General features: G+C 62.3%; 12 protein-coding genes and 1 pseudogene. 9 read left to right on the forward strand and 4 right to left on the reverse strand.

Going from position 1 to position 15,309, the window contains the following annotated elements; all coding sequences use genetic code 11:
* Window positions 1-2 precede the first annotated feature (2 nt).
* From kdpB to QNH97_RS08215, 4 genes are all read left to right on the forward strand, one after another.
* Window positions 3-2,063, forward strand: a complete 2,061-nt coding sequence (gene kdpB / locus QNH97_RS08200) for a potassium-transporting ATPase subunit KdpB (RefSeq protein WP_502944516.1) — start codon at window positions 3-5, stop codon at window positions 2,061-2,063.
* A gap of 241 nt (window positions 2,064-2,304) precedes the next feature.
* Complete coding sequence (gene kdpC, locus QNH97_RS08205) at window positions 2,305-2,850, forward strand: potassium-transporting ATPase subunit KdpC (RefSeq protein ID WP_283556383.1); 546 nt, start codon at window positions 2,305-2,307, stop codon at window positions 2,848-2,850.
* 132 nt (window positions 2,851-2,982) lie between these two features.
* Entirely contained in the window at window positions 2,983-5,634 is a 2,652-nt protein-coding gene (locus QNH97_RS08210; RefSeq protein WP_283556384.1) for a DUF4118 domain-containing protein, read from the forward strand.
* Window positions 5,635-5,682: 48 nt separating this feature from the next.
* Window positions 5,683-6,381: a response regulator gene (locus QNH97_RS08215; protein ID WP_283556385.1), complete on the forward strand. Its 699-nt coding sequence runs from the start codon at window positions 5,683-5,685 to the stop codon at window positions 6,379-6,381.
* Between the two features lie 175 nt (window positions 6,382-6,556).
* Here QNH97_RS08215 and QNH97_RS08220 read toward each other — a convergent pair whose 3' ends face one another.
* Window positions 6,557-7,594 carry a patatin-like phospholipase family protein gene (locus QNH97_RS08220; RefSeq protein ID WP_283556386.1) on the reverse strand — a complete coding sequence of 346 codons (1,038 nt, stop codon included), beginning with the start codon at window positions 7,592-7,594 and terminating at the stop codon, window positions 6,557-6,559.
* Between the two features lie 209 nt (window positions 7,595-7,803).
* Here QNH97_RS08220 and QNH97_RS08225 point away from each other — a divergent pair, with 209 nt between their 5' ends.
* The 3 genes from QNH97_RS08225 (at window position 7,804) to QNH97_RS08235 (ending at window position 9,988) form a co-directional block, all read left to right on the forward strand.
* Window positions 7,804-8,094, forward strand: a complete 291-nt coding sequence (locus QNH97_RS08225; RefSeq protein WP_135844396.1) for a hypothetical protein — start codon at window positions 7,804-7,806, stop codon at window positions 8,092-8,094.
* Window positions 8,095-8,201: 107 nt separating this feature from the next.
* Entirely contained in the window at window positions 8,202-8,963 is a 762-nt protein-coding gene (locus tag QNH97_RS08230; RefSeq protein WP_283556387.1) for a CHAD domain-containing protein, read from the forward strand.
* A gap of 227 nt (window positions 8,964-9,190) precedes the next feature.
* Entirely contained in the window at window positions 9,191-9,988 is a 798-nt protein-coding gene (locus QNH97_RS08235) for an acyl-CoA thioesterase (RefSeq protein ID WP_283556388.1), read from the forward strand.
* Window positions 9,989-9,996: 8 nt separating this feature from the next.
* On the opposite strand, the pseudogene QNH97_RS08240 reads toward QNH97_RS08235, so the two are convergent.
* From QNH97_RS08240 to QNH97_RS08250, 3 genes and pseudogenes are all read right to left on the reverse strand, one after another.
* Window positions 9,997-10,215: pseudogene (locus QNH97_RS08240) on the reverse strand (terminase); the annotation flags it as partial.
* Between the two features lie 296 nt (window positions 10,216-10,511).
* On the reverse strand, window positions 10,512-11,993 hold the full coding sequence (locus QNH97_RS08245; protein WP_283556389.1) for a methyl-accepting chemotaxis protein: 1,482 nt from the start codon (window positions 11,991-11,993) through the stop codon (window positions 10,512-10,514).
* 211 nt (window positions 11,994-12,204) lie between these two features.
* Window positions 12,205-13,011 (reverse strand): TatD family hydrolase, encoded by an 807-nt coding sequence (locus QNH97_RS08250; protein ID WP_283556390.1) that lies wholly within the window; start codon window positions 13,009-13,011, stop codon window positions 12,205-12,207.
* A gap of 234 nt (window positions 13,012-13,245) precedes the next feature.
* Between QNH97_RS08250 and QNH97_RS08255 the strand changes: the two genes are divergently transcribed.
* Entirely contained in the window at window positions 13,246-14,667 is a 1,422-nt protein-coding gene (locus tag QNH97_RS08255) for an MltF family protein (protein WP_283556391.1), read from the forward strand.
* 98 nt (window positions 14,668-14,765) lie between these two features.
* Window positions 14,766-15,200 carry a DoxX family protein gene (locus QNH97_RS08260; RefSeq protein WP_283556392.1) on the forward strand — a complete coding sequence of 145 codons (435 nt, stop codon included), beginning with the start codon at window positions 14,766-14,768 and terminating at the stop codon, window positions 15,198-15,200.
* The last annotated feature ends 109 nt before the right edge of the window (window positions 15,201-15,309 follow it).

Consider the following 15,309-nt stretch of genomic DNA (forward strand, 5'->3'; position numbering starts at 1 on the left):
ATATGAAGATGAATATGCCGATGAGCAAAACCGCCGTCGCCAAGGCGCCGGAACAACCGAAAACCGCCATCTCCGCCCTGTGGCGGCCAGCGCTGGTACAAGCCTTCGTCAAGCTCGATCCGCGCCAGTTGCATCGCGCGCCGGTGATGTTGGTGGTGGAGCTGACCGCAATCCTCACCACCGTGCTGTGCTTCATTCCCGATAACGCCGTGCCGACTTTCGTCGCCGCACAAATCGCCCTGTGGCTGTGGTTCACCGTACTGTTCGCCAACTTCGCCGAGGCGTTGGCCGAAGGTCGCGGCAAGGCCCGGGCCGACAGCCTCAAGGCCGGCAGCGAAGGCCTGAACGCACGGCGCCAGACCGCCAATGGTTTTGAAGTGATACCCGCCACCCGTTTGCGCAAGGGCGATGTGGTGCGCGTCGAGGCGGGGGACATGATCCCTGGCGACGGCGAAGTGATCGAAGGCATTGCCGCCGTCAACGAGGCAGCGATCACTGGCGAATCGGCGCCGGTCATTCGCGAATCCGGTGGGGATCGCTCGGCCGTCACCGGCAATACACGGCTGGTTTCCGACTGGCTACTGGTGCGCATCACCAGTAACCCCGGCGAGTCGACCCTGGACCGCATGATCGCCCTGGTCGAAGGCGCCAAGCGCCAGAAAACGCCGAACGAAGTGGCGTTGGATATCCTGCTGATCGGCCTGACGCTGATCTTCCTGCTGGTGGTGGTGACGCTGCAACCGTTCGCCCATTTCGCCAACGGCAGCTTGCCGCTGGTGTTCCTGGTGGCGCTGTTGGTGACGTTGATTCCCACCACCATCGGCGGGCTGCTGTCGGCCATCGGCATCGCCGGGATGGATCGGCTGGTGCGCCTGAATGTGATCGCCAAGTCCGGCCGCGCGGTGGAAGCGGCGGGAGACGTGCATGTGCTGATGCTGGACAAGACCGGCACCATCACCTTTGGTAATCGTCGCTGTGCAGCGGTCTACTCTGCCCCTGGCGTGAGCACCAAGGCGTTGGCCGAAGGCGCGCTGTTCGCTTCGTTGGCCGATGACACGGCGGAGGGCAAGTCCATCGTCGAGTACCTGCGCGGTTTGCATCCGCAGCCCGAACCGGGCCTCGAATCGCTGACCGCCGTGCCGTTCAGCGCGGAAACCCGGTTGTCCGGCGTTGATTATCAGGGACACGTTTACCGCAAGGGTGCTGTGGATTCGCTGCTGAGTTTTATCGGTCTGGCAAAAACCGAGTTGCCGCCGGCGCTGGCCCGGGAGATCGACAAGATTGCCCAAAGCGGCGGCACGCCTTTGCTGGTGTGTGCCGATGGCAAGCTGTTGGGGGCCATTCATCTGAAGGACGTGGTCAAGCCCGGCATCCGTGAGCGTTTCGCCGAGCTGCGCAAGCTGGGCATCCGCACCGTGATGGTCACCGGCGACAATCCGCTGACCGCCGCCGCGATTGCGGCCGAGGCGGGTGTCGACGACGTGCTGGCCGAGGCCACGCCAGAGAAAAAACTCGCGCGCATTCGTCATGAGCAGAATGACGGTCGATTGGTGGCGATGTGCGGCGACGGCGCCAACGACGCCCCGGCCCTGGCCCAGGCCGACGTCGGCATGGCGATGAACGATGGCACCCAAGCGGCGCGGGAGGCGGCCAACATGGTCGACCTCGACAGCGACCCGACCAAGTTGCTGGACGTGGTGCAGATCGGCAAGGAATTGCTGGTGACCCGCGGGGCGCTGACGACGTTTTCCATCGCCAATGACATCGCCAAGTATTTCGCGATCCTGCCGGCGCTGTTCGCTTCGATTTATCCGCAGCTCGGCGTGTTGAACGTCATGCACCTGAGCAGCCCGCAGAGCGCGATCCTCTCGGCCATCGTGTTCAACGCGTTGATCATCGTCGTGCTGATCCCCCTGGCCCTGCGCGGCGTGCGGGTGCAGGCGGCGAGCGCGGCGGCGCTGTTGCGCCGCAACCTGTTGATCTATGGCCTGGGCGGGATCGTGGTGCCGTTCGTGGGGATCAAGGCGATTGATATGTTGCTGACGGGGTTGGGGCTGGTTTGAGCCCGATGTCTGGCGCACAGATTTTTTGTGCCAGGAGAGGTTGTTGTTGTTGTTGTTGTTGTTGTTGTTGTTGTTGTTGTTGTGGCGAGGGAGCTTGCTCCCGCTGGGTTGCGAAGCAACCCCAAAGACGCTGAACGCAAGCTACCTGGCTCACCGCGGTCGCCGTTTTGGGGCTGCTTCGCAGCCCAGCGGGAGCAAGCTCCCTCGCCACAATGAATTATTGCCATTCGAGGATATCTGGATGTTCACTCTGATCCGCCCGGCCCTGAGCCTGTTGCTTCTGATGAGCCTGCTCACCGGCGTCGCTTACCCACTGCTGGTCACGGGAATAGCGCAAGTCGCTTTTCCCACCCAGGCCAACGGCAGCCTGATCGTCGATGCCGCCGGTAAAGTCCGGGGCTCGACGCTGATCGCCCAGGATTTCACTGGCGATGCCTGGTTCCATCCACGGCCCTCGGCCGGTGCATTCGCCACGGTCGCCAGCGGTGCCAGCAACTTTTCCCCGAGCAACCCGGCCCTGGCCACTCGGGTGATCGAAGACGCCCACACACTGCAAGTGCCCGGCCAGGGACCGGTGCCGCTGGCATTGCTGACCGCCTCCGGCAGTGGGCTGGATCCGCACTTGCCTCCGGCCGCGATTGCCTATCAACTGGCGCGTGTCGCCACGGCGCGCAACCTGCCGGTCTCGACGTTGCAGCAGTTGCTCGACACCCACATCGAGCAGCCTCTGGTGGGGCCGCCGGTGGTGAATGTGTTGGCGTTGAACCTGGCGCTGGAAAAACTGTAAAACCTGTGGGAGCGAGCTTGCTCGCGATGAGGGTGTGTCAGCCAACATCATTGCTGACTGAAGCACCGCTATCGCGAGCAGGCTCGCTCCCACAGGGGGACTTAATACATTTGAAATATGAGAACCCCCAGCATGAGCGATTCCGGCCGCGCCGACGCGCTGTTAGCCAATCTGCCCCGCAACGATCGCGGTCGGCTCAAGGTCTTCCTGGGCGCGGCGCCCGGTGTTGGCAAGACCTACGCCATGTTGCAAGCGGCCCACACCCAACTGCGCCAAGGCGTGAAGGTTACCGCCGGGGTGGTGGAAACCCATGGTCGCGCCGAAACCGAAGCGTTGCTCGGTGGCCTGGCGCAGCAGCCGTTGGTGCGTTCGGAATATCGCGGTGTGATGCTCGAAGAAATGGACCTCGACGGCCTGCTCGCGGCGCGGCCGAGCCTGGTGCTGGTGGACGAGCTGGCGCACAGCAACGCCCCCGGCAGTCGCCACGCCAAACGCTGGCAGGACATCCAGGAACTGCTCGCCGCCGGCATCGATGTCTACACCACCGTCAACGTCCAGCATCTGGAAAGCCTCAACGACCAGGTGCGCGGTATCACTGGCGTGCAGGTCCGCGAGACGTTGCCGGACTGGGTCCTGCAGGAAGCCGACGAACTGCTGCTGGTCGACCTGCCACCACGGGAGCTGCTGGAGCGCCTGCGCGATGGCAAGGTCTACGTGCCGGAACAGGCCCGGGCGGCGATCGATGCGTTTTTCACCCAGACCAACCTGACCGCGCTGCGTGAACTGGCCATGCAAACCGCCGCCGCCCAAGTCGACAATGATTTGGCCCAGGGTTATCGACAACTGGGCCAGGCGGCTCCGGCGGTGCGGGGGCGATTGTTGGTAGGGGTGGACGGCGACGACCAGGCTGAACGTCTGGTGCGCCACGCCAGCCGCGTCGCCCAGCGTCGACATCTGCCGTGGAGCCTGGTGCATGTGGACAATGGCAGTGCCCGGGACGAGTCATCGCGCCAGCGCCTGCAGAATGCCCAGCTCCTGGCTGAACGCCTCGGCGGGGAAGTGGTGCTGTTGCGGGCCGGTGAAGTCGCGAAAACCTTGATCCAACACGCCGCCGAACGACGCGCCACGCTGGTGTTGGTGGGCCAGTCCCGGCCGCGTTTGCGTCGGCGGCTGTTCGGCGGTGGCTTGGCTTCACGCTTGCTGCGCGATGCCCGCGGCCTGGAAATCAACGTGCTGGACAGCGACGAACAGCCCCGGCCCGCCCATGTGCGCTCGAGCACCGTCCAGACCGGTTTCGACTACGTGCTGGCGTTGCTGGCAACCGGCGCGGCCAGTGCCTTGGCCTGGGGGATTTCGGGGCTGTTGGCGCTGCCCAATATTTCCCTGGTGTTCCTGATGGCGGTGTTGCTGGTGGCGGTTCGCAGCAGCCTCGGTCCGGCGCTGGCCTGCGCGGCCATGTCATTCCTGGCCTATGATTTTCTGTTCATCCCGCCGAATTTCTCCCTCACCATCCAGCGCGAAGAAGATGTGCTGACGCTGGTGTTTTTCCTGCTGATGGCGGCCCTGACCGGCAACCTGGCGGCCCGTCAGCGCCGACAGCTGCAAGCCTTGCGCGACACCCAGCAGGAAACCGGTGAGTTGCTCGACTTGTCGCGCAAACTCACCGCCGCCACTGACCGTCAGGCAGTGGTCAGCGCCGCCGTGCAGCACCTCAACGGTTTGCATGACTTGCAGCTGTGCCTGCTCAATCGCGACGGCCAAGGTGATTGGAAGGTCGAGACCGGTGAGCCGTTGACCTTCACCGAGGCCGAGCGCGTGGCGGCCGACTGGGCTTGGCAGCACGTTCAACCGGCTGGCGCGGGCACCGGGACGTTGCCGTCCGGGCGTTGGTGGTGGTGGCCGCTGTCGGCGGAGGGCGGGCCGCTGGCGTTGTTGGGCGTGTGCCCGAAGGAAGGCAAGTCGCTGAGTGGCCAGCGTCGGCGTTTGCTGGCCGCCCTCAGCCAGCCACTGGCCCAGGCGCTGGCCCGGGCGCAACTGGCCCAGGATCTGGAAGCGGCGCGCCTGCACGGCGAAACCGAGCAACTGCGCAGCGCCTTGCTGGCCTCGGTGTCCCACGATTTGCGCACGCCGCTGACGTCCATGCGCGGCAGCATCGACAGTCTGCTGGCGCTGGGGGAGGCGATCCCGCTGGCAGATCGGCGTGAACTGCTCGAAGGCACCCGCGATGAAGCCGAACGGTTGGATCGCTACATTCAGAACCTGCTGGACATGACCCGCCTCGGTCATGGCGCCCTGAAGCTGGCGCGAGACTGGGTGTCGCCGGCCGACATCGTCGGCAGCGCGCTGAACCGTCTGCGGGCAGTGCTGGCGCCCCTGGCGGTCGGCGTCGAGGTGCCTGCTGAGTTGCCCTTGCTGTATGTCCACGCGGCGCTGATCGAGCAAGCCCTGGTCAACGTGCTGGAGAACGCCGCGCGCTTTTCACCGGTCCACGGACGGCTGCTGTTGAGCGCGGGTACGACCGGCAGCGAAGTGTTTTTCGCCGTCGCCGATGAAGGGCCCGGAATTCCTCAGCAAGAGCGGGAGAAAATCTTCGACATGTTCTACACCGCCGCGCGCGGTGACCGCGGCGGGCAGGGCACCGGGTTGGGGTTGGCGATCTGCCAGGGCATGGTGGGCGCCCATGGTGGGCGCATCAGCGTCGACGACGGTCTCGACGGACGCGGCACCTGTATCACTTTGCACCTGCCGCTGCAGACGCAACCGGGCATGGACGATGAAGCTTGAGCGGCGCTGCGTTACTCTCTTGTCAATTGATTGCATTGAATGGACCCCATGAGCCAGACCGCGACCCTTTTGGTCATCGATGACGAACCGCAGATCCGCAAATTCCTGCGCATCAGCCTGACTTCCCAAGGCTACAAGGTGCTGGAAGCCGGTACCGGAACCGAAGGCCTGGCCCTCGCGGCGTTGAACAAGCCCGACCTGCTGGTGCTCGACCTGGGCCTGCCGGACATGGACGGCCAGCAGGTGCTGCGCGAGTTTCGCCAATGGTCGGCAGTGCCGGTGCTGGTGCTTTCGGTGCGGGCCAGCGAAGCACAGAAAGTCGAGGCGCTGGACAACGGCGCCAACGATTACGTGACCAAGCCGTTCGGCATCCAGGAGTTCCTCGCCCGCATCCGCGCGCTGTTGCGCCAGGCTCCGGCAGGCGAAGCGCAGGGCGCGGCGCTGAGCTTTGGCCCCTTGACGGTGGACCTGGCCTACCGTCGAGTGCTGCTGGACGGCGTCGAAGTGGCCTTGACCCGTAAGGAGTACGCCGTGCTGGCGCAACTGGCGCGGCACCCGGGGCGGGTCATCACCCAACAGCAACTGCTCAAGGACATCTGGGGCCCGACCCACACCGAGGACACGCATTACCTGCGGATCGTGGTCGGCCATCTGCGCCAGAAACTGGCCGACGACCCGACCGGGCCGCGATTCATTGCGACCGAGGCTGGGGTGGGGTATCGGTTGTTGGGGGAGGGCAGTGCCTGACTACAAGGTTTCAAGCCAGACACTATTGTGGCGAGGGAGCTTGCTCCCGCTGGGCTGCGAAGCAGCCCCAAAAAAGCTACAGACATGATTTTTGCCTGACACACCGAGTGTTCAGGTTTTGGGGGCGCTTCGCACCCCAGCGGGAGCAAGCTCCCTCGCCACAGAGCGGTCACATTCAGTTCTGCTCATTCTCATACCGATCCAACGTATCCCGGGCAATCTCCCGCCCCAACGCGATCAACTCCGGCGCCTTGTAGAACTCGAAAAACCGACACACCCGTTTCGGCACATTGATCAGTACATCCGGTGGATAACCGGCGATTTTGTATTGGGCTAGGGACGTCTGCATCACCTCGAAGCTCTGGTTGATCAAGTCCAGCAACGAGGCCGGGCCGACGTTGTCGATGATGAACGAGCCGGTGGCGGATTTCGGTGCGCCTTCGGTTTCTGGCGCGGCGGCCGGTTGCTGGCCTTCGGGCTCGGCCGATTCGAGCCATGGATTGATTTCGCCGGCCTCGGCCTTCAACGCTTCCTGCTCCAGCAGCAGCAATTGCTCGGCCTGCTTGCGGCGAAACGGCAGGCGCGAACCCAGTGAATTGACCAGGGTGTCGAAGCGGCGCCTGAATGCGGCAGGGCGCTGGATCACCGGCAGTTTGTACTGCTTCTGATTGGTGGCGTTGAGGTTGACTGCGATGATCAGATCGCAGTGACTCGACACCACCGGCACGATGGGTAGCGGGTTGAGCAGGCCGCCGTCCACCAGCATGCGGTTGCCTTGCATCACCGGCGTGAACAGGCTGGGAATCGCCGCCGAGGCACGCATCGCCTGGTGCAGGCAACCTTCCTGGAACCAGATCTCCTGCTGATTGGTCAGGTCGGTGGCCACAGCGGTATAGGGGATGCGCAAGTCCTCGATATTGATGTCGCCGACGATCTTGTGGATCTGCCCGAAGACTTTTTCACCGCGAATCGCGCCCAGGCGAAAGCTGACGTCTACCAGCCGCAGGACATCCAGGTAATCGAGGCTTTCGATCCAGTTGCGGTAGTCCTTGAGCTTGCCCGCGGCATAGATCCCGCCCACGACCGCGCCCATGGAGCAACCGGCGATGCAGGCAATGTCGTAGCCTCGTCGTTCGATTTCTTCGATCACCCCGATATGGGCATAGCCCCGGGCGCCGCCCGAACCCAATACCAATGCGACACGTTTTGTCATGACCCGGCCTCTTGTCGAACAGACTTCAACAATGCACTGATCGACGTCTGGGCTCAATCGTTGTGGCGCATGCGTCGTTTTTTGACACGCCGTGGCGGCATTTGCGTATGCTCGCCCACACTTGAATTTCCGCGGTCAAGCCAAGGCACTTTTCGCCTTTGCCACCGTCTTAACACCACGACTGTTTGACCTGACTTGAGGTGTAATCGATGAAAGCCCGGATCTGCCTGCCCCTGGTGGCGTCCCTGATGGTGTTGGCCCTGGCCGGTTGTGCAGGCAAAACCGCTTACCGCGACAGCTGTGGCAGCCAACTCGACAGTGCCTGGCGTGAACTCGACCTGGCCAAGGCCGAAGGTTTTGCCGGCACCGTCAGCTACTCCAAAGCCCTGTCGCTGCTGACCGGTGCCAAGACCCAGCAACAATTCGAAGCGTTCGAAGGCTGCTCCAAGAAAGCCGAGAAGGCGCGTTTCTACATCCGCGAGTCCCGCGCAGGGCGATAAAAAAAAGCAGCCGCAAGTTTCAAGTTGCAAGCTGCAAGAGGGGGGACACGCTGCTTCCCCTTGCAGCTTGAAGCTTGCCGCTCAAAGCTGCGTACGGAGTACGCCCCATGATCGATCGGCTGGTGGCCCAAATACTGGGCCTGGAAGTCCGCCTGCTGGCCTGCCAGGCCCGCCTGAATGCCCATACCGACAGCGAAGCGCTGCATGATCTGCGCACCACGGTTCGCCGTTTGCGCAGTTTGCTTCGACCGTTGCGCGGATTGCCCGGCGTCGAACAGCTGGAAACAGCCGCTTCGGCGGTCGGCACCCTGACCACACCGTTGCGCGACCGGGAAGTGCTGGCGGCTTATCTTGAGCAGCATGGCAAGATCGAAGCGGCGAAGCGGCGCCAGGTGCAAATGGCAGCGGCATATCCCGCCGTGGCGGCCAGCCCGGAGCTGGCGCAGTTGCTGATGATCCTCGACGCGTTTCCACGTTTCGTTCGTGCCGCCCAGCGCCAGGGCCTGCTCAAAGGATTGCGCAAACGCATCGAAAAGCGCCTGGACAAACAGTGGAAAAAACTCGGTGAGGCCTTGCGCGACCCTGCCCATGACCGCCATCGCTTGCGTCTGCTGATCAAGCGCGTGCGCTATGCCATCGAAGCCTACCCTGAACTTGACCGCCTGCCCAAAGCGGCCATGCCACGGCTCAAATCTGCCCAAGGCGCACTGGGCGACTGGCACGATTGCTGGCAATGGCTGGCCAGGGCCGAGGAGGAAACCGATCTTCAAACTTGCGTGCCGACTTGGCAGGTAACGATGGAAAAGGCCGAGGCCAAGTCCGATAAGGTGCTCGACAAGCTGGTTGCGAGTTGCTTCAAAAAATCCTGAGTTCACTACTTCCTGTGGGAGCGAGCTTGCTCGCGATGACGCTGGGTCAGCTTGCATCTAGTTGACTGACCCACCGCTATCGCGAGCAAGCTCGCTCCCACAGTCGATTGGGGTGAATTCAGGGTTCTCGGCTCTTCTGTCAGTCTCTTTGGCCGGAATGAGCGCTGTGCGGCTGATCCGGGCTGGTTAAGATCCCTTCATCTTTTTCCCCTGTTTTCGAGGTCGTCATGCGCTTTTCCGATTTGATCGATGCCGTGCGCCGTCAGCCAGACGCCGTGACCATCGCGCCCGAATGGGGTCAGGGGCGCGCCATGTTTGGCGGCCTGGTGGCGGCGCTGCAATACGAGGCGATGCGCGCCCAGGTGCCGGCGGATCGCCCGGTGCGCTCGTTGGCGATCACTTTTGTCGGCCCGGTCGAGCCCGACGTCCCCGTCAGTTTCGAAGTCGACGTATTGCGTGAAGGCAAGGCGGTCAGTCAGGTATTGGGGCGGGCCGTGCAGAACGGCCAGGTGGTGACTGTGGTGCAGGGCAGCTTTGGCGCATCGCGGTCCTCCGTGGTGGCGGTGCAGGCCGACCCCGCGCCTGAATTCAGAAGCGTGGAGCAATGCCAGGAGTTGCCCTACATCAAAGGTGGCACGCCGGAATTCATGCGCCACTTGGCGATGTGCTGGAGCGTCGGTGGCTTACCGTTCTCGGGCAACAAATCCCGGAGCATGGGGGGGTGGGTGCGTTTGCGCGGGGACGTGAAAGAAGAAGCGTTGAACGAAGGCCACATCCTGGCCCTGGTGGACGCCTGGCCGCCAGCGTTGTTGCCGCACCTCACGCAAATGACGCCGGGCAGTACGCTCACCTGGACCATCGAATTCGTCCAGCCGCTGCTGGAACTCACCACACTGGACTGGTGCAAATACCTGGCCGAGATCGACCACGCCCAGGACGGCTACGGCCACGTCGCCGCAAAGTTCTGGAGTGCCGATGGCCGCTTGATCGCCTTGAGCCGGCAGACGGTGACCATCTTCGGCTAAGGCTTTTCGTGACTGTGGCGCTGCAACCCGAGTGCAGCGACCACACCGATGATGCCGATGGCGACATTAGCCAGGCTCAAACTGAATACGCCCGACACCATCAACAGAAACGCGATGATGAACAGCGGCACGGCCATCAGGTGCAATACCTGATTGGTCGGGTGACGGTGGAGGGCAGGATCGGCGCGCCATTGCCAGGCCGGAAGGTGGGGGTGACGTTTGCCCATGATGCTGATCCTTGAGTTCATGATACTGATACTGAATGACCCCAGAATAGGCTTGCCCGGGCGGGGCGGCGAATCGCGGTTGGCTATGGGCGCGATAGGTGGCCATAGCCTTTTCCCCCTGTGTCGCGATGACTTGCTTTTGTGGAGAGGGAGCTTGCTCCCGCTGGGCCGCGAAGCGGCCCCCAACGATAACCCCGGTGCGTCAGATTGATTGGGGGGCTTTTGGGACGGGGGCGCTGCGCACCCCAGCGGGAGCAAGCTCCCTCGCCACGGGGGAAGTCGAGCAGGTCGGTATTCTAAAGCTTGAGCTGCCCAATCGCCTTGTTCAACTCGCCCGCCAATGTCGCCAGTTCATGACTGGTGGTGGCCGAGTCCACGGTCTGGCGTACGGTGTTTTCGGTCACGTCGCGAATACTTACCACTGCCCGGTTCATCTCTTCGGCGACCTGGCTTTGCTGCTCGGCCGCGACCGCAATCTGGGTGTTGCTTTCGCGCATCTGTGCCACGGCACCGGTGATCTGTTCCAGTGCCTCGCCGGCCTCGCGGGCCTGTTGCACACAATCGTCGGCCTTGTTTGAACTCTCCTGCATGAAATTCACAGCGTCCCGGGTTCCGGCTTGCAGGGCCGCGATCATGGCGGTGATTTCATCCGTGGAACTCTGTACCCGCTTGGCCAGGTTGCGTACCTCATCGGCCACCACGGCAAAACCACGGCCCATTTCCCCGGCCCGTGCTGCTTCGATGGCCGCGTTGAGGGCCAGCAGGTTGGTTTGCTCGGCAATGCTGTGGATCACAGTGACCACGCCATTGATCTTCTGGCTGTCTTCGGCCAGGCGCCCGATCATCTCGGCGGTCTGCTGCACGCCCGACGACAGCCCGGTGATCGACTGTTGCACGCGGCTGACCACTTCACGGCCGTTGCCGGCCAGGGTGTCGGCGGTTTTCGACAGGTCGCGGGTGGCGCCCGCGTGCTGGGCAATGTGATAAACCGTGGCAGACATTTCGTTGATCGCCGTGGCCGCCTGATCAGTCTCGCTCTGCTGGCCGAGCATGCCGCGACGAACATCGTTCATGCTCGATGCCAGGCGCGCCGCACCACTGTCCAGTTGCCGGGCAGTGCTGGCCACCGTATCAACCACCCGTTGATAACCGGCTTGCATAGCATTGAAGGCGGTGGCCATCTGGCCCACTTCGTCCTTGCAGGCCAGGGGCACGCGGGCGGACAAGTCACCGGTTTTTTCCACGTGCAGCATCACGTCCTTCAGGGTGTTGAGTTGGCTGAGCAGAAAACGGATCAACAGCTGCGAGGCCCCGAGCATCGCCAGCATCAACACAAACACCGCCACGGCGTATTGGCTGAAGCGCTCACCAAACACTTGGCCCAGGCTGGCGCCATGGGCGAAGACCGCGAGCCGTTGGTCGTCGCTTCGCCGGATCACTTCGGCACCCAGCAGTGGATCGTCGCCGAACAGAGGTGCGGCGTTCAATTCGACCCAGCCATCGGCCTGCACCAGCGAAGGCAGTGACTGTCCGTTGAAAACCGGGGCCTGATCGCGCTGGAAGGTCAGGACGTAGTCGAGCTTGGGCAACGTTTGTCCCGCAGGCCAGGCATTGAGCAAGTGTGCCTGGGCCTGGGCGTTCGCCTGGGCCGCGTGGTTGCGCGCCTGTTGTTCCAGGTGCACGGCGTAGAGCACCAGCAGTAAGGTGGTGACAAAGGCGACCGCATTGACCGCCCAGAATTTGTACTTCAGTGAGATATTGCTAAGCCAGGCACCCATGGAAGGTCTTCTCTGATAGCGGAAACAGCATTGGCAAGGTGCCAGTATTCTGCTGCTACTCGAGGACGTGAGTGTTGATGCGGGTCAACAGACAAAGTGGTTCCCCTGTGGGAGCGAGCTTGCTCGCGATCGCGGTGAATCAGCTTTCAGGCAGGCTGATTGACCCATCGCCATCGCGAGCAAGCTCGCTCCCACAAGGGATTTATGTCGTTCAGGAAATCAGTGGCAACCCAAAAAACGCCCGGGCGCACGCCGTGCTATGGGCCGCCAGGTCTTCCTGGGTTTCCCCACGGTGTAAAGCCACCTCGCGCAAAACCTCCGGTAAATAGGCCGGTTCGTTGCGACCGTTCTTGGGTTTAGGTCGTAGCGTGCGGGGCAGCAGGTACGGCGCGTCGCTTTCGAGCATCAGCCGTCCGCGGGGAATGTCGCGTACCAAGGGATGCAGGTGGGTGCCTCGGCGTTCATCGCAGATCCAACCGGTGATGCCGATGTGCAGGTCCAGGTCGAGGTAACTGAACAGCGCCTTTTTTTCGCCGGTGAAGCAGTGCACCACCGCTGCAGGCAACTGGTCGCGAAACTCCCGGAGGATCTCCAGCAGGCGTTGGTCGGCGTCCCGCTCATGGAGGAAGACCGGCAGTTGCAATTCCACCGCCAGGGCGAGGTGTTCTTCCAGGACTTTTTCCTGTTGTGGGCGGGGGGAGAAGTCCCGATTGAAATCCAGCCCGCATTCACCCACCGCGCGGACGCGGCTTTGCCGAAGCAGATCCTTGAGGTGCCGGGCGCTGTCGGCGGTCCAGTCGCTGGCGCTGTGGGGGTGGATACCGGCGGTGGAAAATAGCCGCTCTGCGCTGTCATCAAGGCGCTCGCACAGCGCCAACGCCTGCTCGCTGCCCTCGATGCTGGTGCCAGTCAGGACCAGTTGGCAGACCCCGGCTTCATAGGCGCGCTCAAGCACCGCCTGGTGTTTGTCGGCGAAACTGGGGTTGGTCAGGTTGACGCCGATATCGATGAGTTGCATGGTGCTACCTCGGCCCAAAGGCCGGAAAGCATACCAGAGCTGTAGATTTATAAGAAAAGCCAAGAACTACAACGAGTTGAGGCTGTCTGTTGAGGCCGCGAGACAAGTCGGGTTGGTATAAAAGCCATCACTGTGCCAGTCTTTCGCACTTTTCAGCGCCTCAGGCGCTCTGCTTCTGTCGACTCCAGCCTCGATTTTCAAGGCGGCGGTCCGCAGTGTTCTTCCGGAGAGTGGATGACACGTCCTCAGGTCTTGCTACTGCTGTGTTGTTCGCTGTTGTTGCCGATGCCGGCCGAAGCACGGCTGCCCGGACCTGTACAGACAGTGGCGCCGGGCACGGTGCGCGACCTGGCGCAAATCCGCAGCAGCCGGGTTTTGAAGGTGCTGGTCAACCAGAGCCGCAACAGTTCCGGCGAAGTCCAGGGACAGCCCATTGGCGTCGAATACCATCGGTTGCGGGCCTTCGAGCAATACCTCAACGGCCACGCCCGGGACGGGCAGGAAATCACCCTCAAGATCATTCCCAAGGCCAAGGACCAGTTGCTCGGCGCCTTGCAGCGCGGGGAGGGCGACCTCGTGGCGCCCGGCGAATTGCTCGATCTCCAGGCCGCTCATGCGATCAGCGCCAGTAACCCGATCCGTAGTGACGTGCCGTTGCTGCTGGTGGGCATCAAGGGCGAGAAGCGCTACACACGTGTGGAACAACTGTCCGGCAAGACCCTGGCCCTGCCCAACGGCAGTGCGGCAGGGGATGCGGTGAGCCAGATCAACCAGAAGCTCGCGTTGCTCAAGTTGCCACCGGTGAAGATCGAATGGGTCGACCCCAGTTTGGCGGTGGAAGATGTACTGGAAATGGTCCAGGGCGGGATTTTCCACCTGACGATCGTCGAGCAACCCATTGCCGAGCGCTGGGGCAAGATCCTCCCCAAGTTACGCTTCGATCGTCAGGTGCTGATTGGTGAACCGGGTGACGAGTATTGGTTCGTGCGTCGCGACGCCGCCATGCTGCGGGCGAGCATCGACCAGTTCCTGGCGACCTACAAGGTACCCTCCAACCAGGACGCCGCGTTCCTGCGCATCTACCGCCGCTTGTACCAGGTGCACTATCCGCTGGCCCGGGCCAATCGCCAGCGCCTGGAGAAACTGCGCCCGGTGTTGCAAAAACATGCCCAGGCCCAGGGCATGGACTGGCTCAACCTGGCGGCCCTGGCATTCAAGGAATCAGCCCTGCAACCCAACGTCCGCAGCGGCAGCGGCCCGACCGGCCTGATGCAGATCACTCCGGCGGCGGCCCAGCGAGTCGGGGTCAGTAACATCCAGAACCTGGATGCCAATGTGCAGGCCGGCGCCAAGTACCTGGCCCTGATCCGCCGCAAGTTCTTCTCCAGCCCCAAGCTCAACGAGCGCGAGCGCATGGCCTTCGTATTGGCCGCTTACAACATGGGGCCAGAGCGCGTCCAGGGGATGCGTGCCGAGGCCCGGCGCCGGGGGCTGAACCCCAATCAATGGTTTTTCCAGGTAGAGCGCATCGCCATGGAGCAGGTGGGAATGGGCGCCGTCAGCTATGTTAATAGCGTGAATAAATACTATTTGGCGTTTGATCGGGAACGGGAGTCGCTGGAACCTGACGTACAGAAGGTCGTCCAGCGTAAATAATCGATTAAACTGATTGGTATGTCGGAGTATTTGCGCTTTTAGGACAAGTTTTTTTGATTAATATGGCGACCAACAACCACACACCTAGGGATGCCCCCATGAGCTCGTTGATCAATAAAGTTTTGTTTACCCGCGCTGGTTACGGTCTGACTGTCTTGCGTATCGTTGTCGGTATCATTTTCGCCGCTCACGGCTCGCAGAAACTCTTTGGCCTGTTTGGCGGCTACGGCTTGACGGGGACTGCGCAGTGGATGGAAAGCATTGGCCTGACCCCAGGTTATGTGATGGCGACACTGGCGGGCGGTACTGAGTTTTTCGCCGGGCTGGCGTTGATCATCGGTTTGCTGGCGCGTCCGGCGGCGTTGGGCCTGGCCTTCTTGTCGCTGGTGGCGATTTTCTCTGTGCACATTGGCAACGGTTTGTTCATGGCTAACAACGGTTATGAGTTTGCCCTGGCGTTGCTGGCTGGCAGTATTGCGGTGCTGATTGAAGGTGCCGGCAGGTTGTCAGTCGATCGTGCCATTGCTGATTGATTGCATGGTTTGAGGCGCAAGGCCTGTTTTTGTATTCACTGCTGTTCGCTAAGAAAACGGTGCTTCTTCTTGAGGGGGAGCGCTGTTTTTTTGGCTCGTCTTTATGGAT

The organism is Pseudomonas sp. G2-4 (genome assembly GCF_030064125.1).
Lineage (GTDB): Bacteria > Pseudomonadota > Gammaproteobacteria > Pseudomonadales > Pseudomonadaceae > Aquipseudomonas.